At 39.9% G+C, this 4,786-nt stretch carries 5 protein-coding genes and 2 pseudogenes; 5 read left to right on the top strand and 2 right to left on the bottom strand.

The features are described 5' to 3' along the window. Nucleotides 1–129: 129 nt before the first annotated feature. The 5 genes and pseudogenes from FTT77_RS16960 to FTT77_RS16940 form a co-directional block, all read left to right on the top strand. Nucleotides 130–372, top strand: a pseudogene (locus tag FTT77_RS16960) (IS3 family transposase); the annotation flags it as partial. Between the two features lie 504 nt (nucleotides 373–876). Beyond that, on the top strand, nucleotides 877–2,118 hold the full coding sequence (gene ltrA, locus FTT77_RS16955) for a group II intron reverse transcriptase/maturase (RefSeq protein WP_004826931.1): 1,242 nt from the start codon (nucleotides 877–879) through the stop codon (nucleotides 2,116–2,118). Nucleotides 2,119–2,197: 79 nt separating this feature from the next. Continuing rightward, nucleotides 2,198–2,683 (top strand): annotated as a pseudogene (locus FTT77_RS16950) (IS3 family transposase); the annotation flags it as partial. A 475-nt stretch (nucleotides 2,684–3,158) separates the two neighbouring features. Further along, nucleotides 3,159–3,422: a type II toxin-antitoxin system Phd/YefM family antitoxin gene (locus FTT77_RS16945; RefSeq protein ID WP_180109591.1), complete on the top strand. Its 264-nt coding sequence runs from the start codon at nucleotides 3,159–3,161 to the stop codon at nucleotides 3,420–3,422. Next, complete coding sequence (locus FTT77_RS16940) at nucleotides 3,406–3,669, top strand: Txe/YoeB family addiction module toxin (protein ID WP_180109590.1); 264 nt, start codon at nucleotides 3,406–3,408, stop codon at nucleotides 3,667–3,669. Before FTT77_RS16945 ends, FTT77_RS16940 begins: the two co-directional genes overlap by 17 nt. Nucleotides 3,670–3,703: 34 nt before the next feature. Here the strand turns inward: FTT77_RS16940 and FTT77_RS16935 are convergent, their stop codons facing one another. Both FTT77_RS16935 and FTT77_RS16930 read right to left on the bottom strand, forming a co-directional pair. Next, on the bottom strand, nucleotides 3,704–3,937 hold the full coding sequence (locus FTT77_RS16935; RefSeq protein ID WP_180109589.1) for a hypothetical protein: 234 nt from the start codon (nucleotides 3,935–3,937) through the stop codon (nucleotides 3,704–3,706). Next, nucleotides 3,934–4,344 carry a surface-adhesin E family protein gene (locus tag FTT77_RS16930; RefSeq protein ID WP_180109588.1) on the bottom strand — a complete coding sequence of 137 codons (411 nt, stop codon included), beginning with the start codon at nucleotides 4,342–4,344 and terminating at the stop codon, nucleotides 3,934–3,936. The genes FTT77_RS16935 and FTT77_RS16930 overlap by 4 nt, the downstream gene beginning before the upstream one ends. Nucleotides 4,345–4,786 lie beyond the last annotated feature (442 nt).

The raw sequence follows: 4,786 nt of genomic DNA, 5'->3' as shown, positions 1-4,786 counted from the left end.
ACAAGCATCGTCATTTTATTATGGTCAGCCTCAGGGTGAAGTGTGTCTAATCAACAGGGTTTTCGGTCTCTAAGTACTTTTTAAAGGGAACATCATCGACTCAAATCTCTATTTGCAACAGTGCCATAAAGTTCAGGTCGATATGGTGTGCGTAAAGTCTGGCAACAATTGAAACGTGAAGGTTATGTTATTGCACGTTGTACAGTTGCTCGCTTGATGCAAAATCTAGGTATACAAGGTGTTTGGCGTGGGAAGAATAAACAAACTACCCGTAGCCGAGATGATCAAAAACGAGCAGATGACTTAGTAAAACGGAATTCTAATGCAGATCATCCTAATCACTTGTGGGTGGCCGACTTCAGTGTGCCGCAGCAAGCGGCGTAAGAGATGAGGGTATGGCCCCTCGCTATCGGCTTGCAGGAGCAGGTAGCAAACCACCATAAGCGGCTTGGATCAAAAGTCCCGGTCGTGAGCGTTATGGAAAAGGCATCGTAGAGATGTCAGGTAAGAATTAGGAAGGCGAACAACAGTGAACTGCCGTTCAAGTGTCGAAAGTACTCAAATGACATCAAAACCGGGGATGGAAGTTACCCCGCGATTAGTTTGGCCGTTACCTGCTTACGGGCCATTCGGTGTCCGGCGTAGAGGCAGCGCGATCCTAATTCAGGCTCTTACGTTGAACTGCGGGAACCTTCGGTGGCGATGTCAAGCGAAAGGCACAAGCTCAAAAGGCAAGGCTGATAATAGCAATGCGTCACCAAGGGGCGGAGCAACTCGTAGTAGTGTTGAAGTTACTGTAATGGTAATGGAGCGAAGGGGTTGCATTATCCAGGTCTACGGATTTGTCAACTGTGCAAGCAGGAGGAGCAAAACTTTATGACCAAACCATTTAATATTCCTAAAGCGTTAATCTGGGAGGCATTTAAAAAAGTCAAAGAGAATGGTGGCGCTCCAGGCGTTGATCATGAATCTATTGAGCAATTCGAAAAGCATTTAAAGAACAACCTATACAAACTATGGAATCGACTTTGTTCTGGCAGTTATTTTCCACCGCCAGTTAAGGCTGTTCCGATTCCAAAGAAGTCAGGTGGCGTGCGTATACTAGGTATTCCAACAGTTGCAGATCGAGTCGCGCAAACAGCAGTTAAGCTCTTATTAGAGCCGAAAATTGATCCATTATTTCATCCAAACTCATATGGATATCGTCCGGGGCGTTCTGCCCATGATGCAATTGCGATAGTGAGGAGACGAAGTTGGGATTATGACTGGGTTGTGGAATTTGATATCAAAGGTCTCTTTGATAACATCGACCATGATTTACTAATGCGTGCACTCAAGAAACACTGTGAAATTCCATGGATTCTTTTATATGTGCAACGTTGGTTAAAAGCACCAATGCAACACATAAATGGCCATCTTTTAGAAAGGAATCGCGGCACACCACAAGGTGGTGTTGTGAGTCCTTTATTGGCGAATTTATTTATGCATTATGCTTTTGATATGTGGATTACGAAACATCTTCAAAGTGTACGGTTCTGCCGTTATGCAGATGATGGCGTAATTCATTGTCGGAGTTTATCTCAAGCCAAACTTGTTTTACAAAAGATCGATGCACGATTTCGTGAATGTGGTCTCGAATTGCATCCAGACAAGACAAAGATTGTTTATTGCCAAGATATTAATCGTCGTAAAGCATATCCCGATGTTCAATTTACTTTTCTCGGGTACACGTTTAGGCCCCGTAAGGCTGTGGACAAGTATAAAAGAGTTTATGTAAATTTCTCTCCTGCAGTCAGTCGTGATGCACTTAAAGCAATGCGACAGACTATTCGGAAATGGCATCTACATCTGATGTGTAATCGCGAATTAAGTGATTTATCTGCAATATTCAATCCAATTCTTCAAGGTTGGCAGCAATACTATGGTCGATTCCATGGTTCAGCAATGTCAGCGATCTGGCAACACATGAATGCTTATCTTATACGCTGGATGAGGCGTAAGTATAAAAACTTGGCCCGTCATAAAAGACGGGCTAGATATGCCTTAGGGCGACTTGCGCGTGATTTTCCAAATGCCTTTGTGCACTGGAAAATGGGATGTTTACCATCGGTTGGATAATGGGAGCCGGATGAGCTGAGAGGTTCATGTCCGGTTCTGCGAGGGGCTAAGGGTGAAATTCCCTTGGTCTACTCACCCGTATATTCAAACCCATTCAGGCTGGATATATACCGCCTTTATTATTGATGTCTTTTCACGAGCAATTGTTGGATGGAAAGTATCTACACGGATGAATACTGACATGGTGCTCGCTGCACTTGAGCAAGCGTTACATGCTCGAGACATGCCAAAGAACGTGATTCACCATAGTGACAGGGGCGTACAGTATCTTTCCATTCGCTATACCAATCGTTTAGAAGCAGCAAATTTACGAGCATCAGTCGGTACGACCGGTGATTCATACGATAATGCTTTGGCTGAAACAGTGAATGGCTTATACAAAACCGAGGTGATTGAATATTTAAAAGCAGATTGGCAAGGTTTAGCGGATGTACAACTTGCGACACTAAACTGGGTAGATTGGTTCAATAAAGAGCGTGTACATAGTGCACTGGGTTATGTATCACCTTTTGATTTTGAAGCAATGTACTATGATAAGATTAACCCGTTAGGTCAGGTAGCCTAACTTAAATAAAAAGTCTCCGACAAACCCGGTACGGTTCACATGTGGAACCACCTCTCTTCTATTAATAATTCAGAAGTATCCTTAAACGTCCGATATCTAATAATTCTTGCATTGAAATTAAAGTTATCAATAAATTCATCAGATTTAGGTAGGTTGAAATTTTGCATAGGTTTTAACACTAATTAGTAAGAAGCAATAAGTGTAGTACGCTTAAAAACTGGCTTTTTTCGATATTCCTAAAGCACAGCACCCTTTACATCATGTACAGAATATTGTACATTTAAATTGTACAGAATACCGTACAGCAACTATGTTTTTGCAAACATGAACTCAAACAGCCAATTTTTAATTTAAGTGTCCATATAAAGTATCTATAGCGAAATTATGAGCCAATGTGCTAACCAACTAATGCTAGATCAGTGAAGTGACCATATATATTGTTTAAGGCTAAATATTTAATTAGGAAATGCAAAACATGCAAGTATTTACCTATACAGATGCACGACAGAATTTAAAATCCGTTTTAGATACTGTAATTGAAGATGCAGACATAGCTGTTATTACTCGCAAAGAGGGTCAACATGCCGTTGTAATGGGTCAAGACTATTACAACAGTGTAATGGAAACATTGCACTTAATGTCTTCTCCAAAGAATGCAGCACATCTTGCAAAATCAATTGCAGAGTTCCGTGCATCTAAAGCAATCGAAAGAGAACTTTTAGATGAAAAGGAAGACTAGCTTTACCCCTTCAGCTTGGGATGATTATGTATATTGGCAAAGCCAAGACAAAAAGACTCTTAAGCGAATCAATAATCTAATAAAGGAATGTCAACGTACACCCTTTGAAGGTATTGGAAAACCTGAAGCTTTACTCGGTGACTTATCGGGATTTTGGAGCAGAAGGATAGATGAACAGCATAGGCTAGTTTATGCAGTAACAGACGCAGAGATAACGATAATTGCTTGTAGCTATCACTACGAATGAGTCAAAGCCCTTACTTTTAACCGAGTAGGGGCTTTTATTCTTTAACGACTTTAGCATCTTTAAAGAAAGAGTGTCTATTGAGCTTCACAAGATATGTATCTGCATCACCATAAAACATCCAAGACATAGCTTTATCTTCTTTATCGGTCCACGAATATTGAGTTTTAGTCTCGACATTAATTTCTTCGATTTCCCAATAATCTGACTCATAGCGGACTTGTTCGATTTGAAGATAAAGTCCATTTTTCTTGATGTAATAAGTACTCATTCCTCAGCTTCACCATAGAGGTAGTTACAAACAACATAAGCCATAAACTCCCCCTTAGATTCAGGAATAACTGGTTCATAGTTTACATATGAAGGAACATAAGAATTAATCATTTGCCCTGTTTTTTTGTAAGCATACACAGCCGTTAAACCAATTTCATTGCTATTACATTTGACTTTGTACTTAGCCATTTTATGATCGCCTACACTTAAACCATCTTTAGATAAATCAGTATGAATGATCATCTTGATCCAAGTTTCTGCTTGCTGGAGTGATGAAGAAGTAGAAGTAGTCCTCTCAGGATCAATATAAGATTTGTATTCAGCATCCTCTGACAATTCAAGCCATTCAGCCTGAGCGATTACTGGAACAGCAACAAGTAAACTAAGTAATAATTTTTTAAACATGACTTACCCCTCATAAGTAGCTGAACTATAACAGCCGATCACATTTAATTATGTGCAGAAAGTAGCCGTTTCGCCTTCAGTTGACGTACTAAAATTCTAAAAAGACTTTGCGTATGAGTAGAGAAGTACAATGAACAGTTTTATCGTTTGGCTTGAGCGAAGCCAGTTAGTCCGACCTGGAAGGGTACGCCCATATTTTTACCTTTACTTAAAAACTGCATCTTTACTTGGAACAACAATTTAAATAAGGATATAATTAATTATATAATTTTAGATACTTTTTATATAAATTCTTCATAAAATCAGACGGTAGTAAGAGGTGGTCCCACTTGTTTGAACAACTAAAAGCGTATTTATAAGTGATATTCCGCTCTAGTTAAGCCACCTTGTTTTGTTGGGGTAGCTGATCATAGTAAAACTCATTTGGTGTCATTTTGTCTAG

Origin of the sequence: Acinetobacter sp. YH01010, assembly GCF_013420775.1 — a bacterium.
Lineage (GTDB): Bacteria > Pseudomonadota > Gammaproteobacteria > Pseudomonadales > Moraxellaceae > Acinetobacter > Acinetobacter amyesii.
This window is presented reverse-complemented; position numbering and strand designations above follow the sequence as displayed.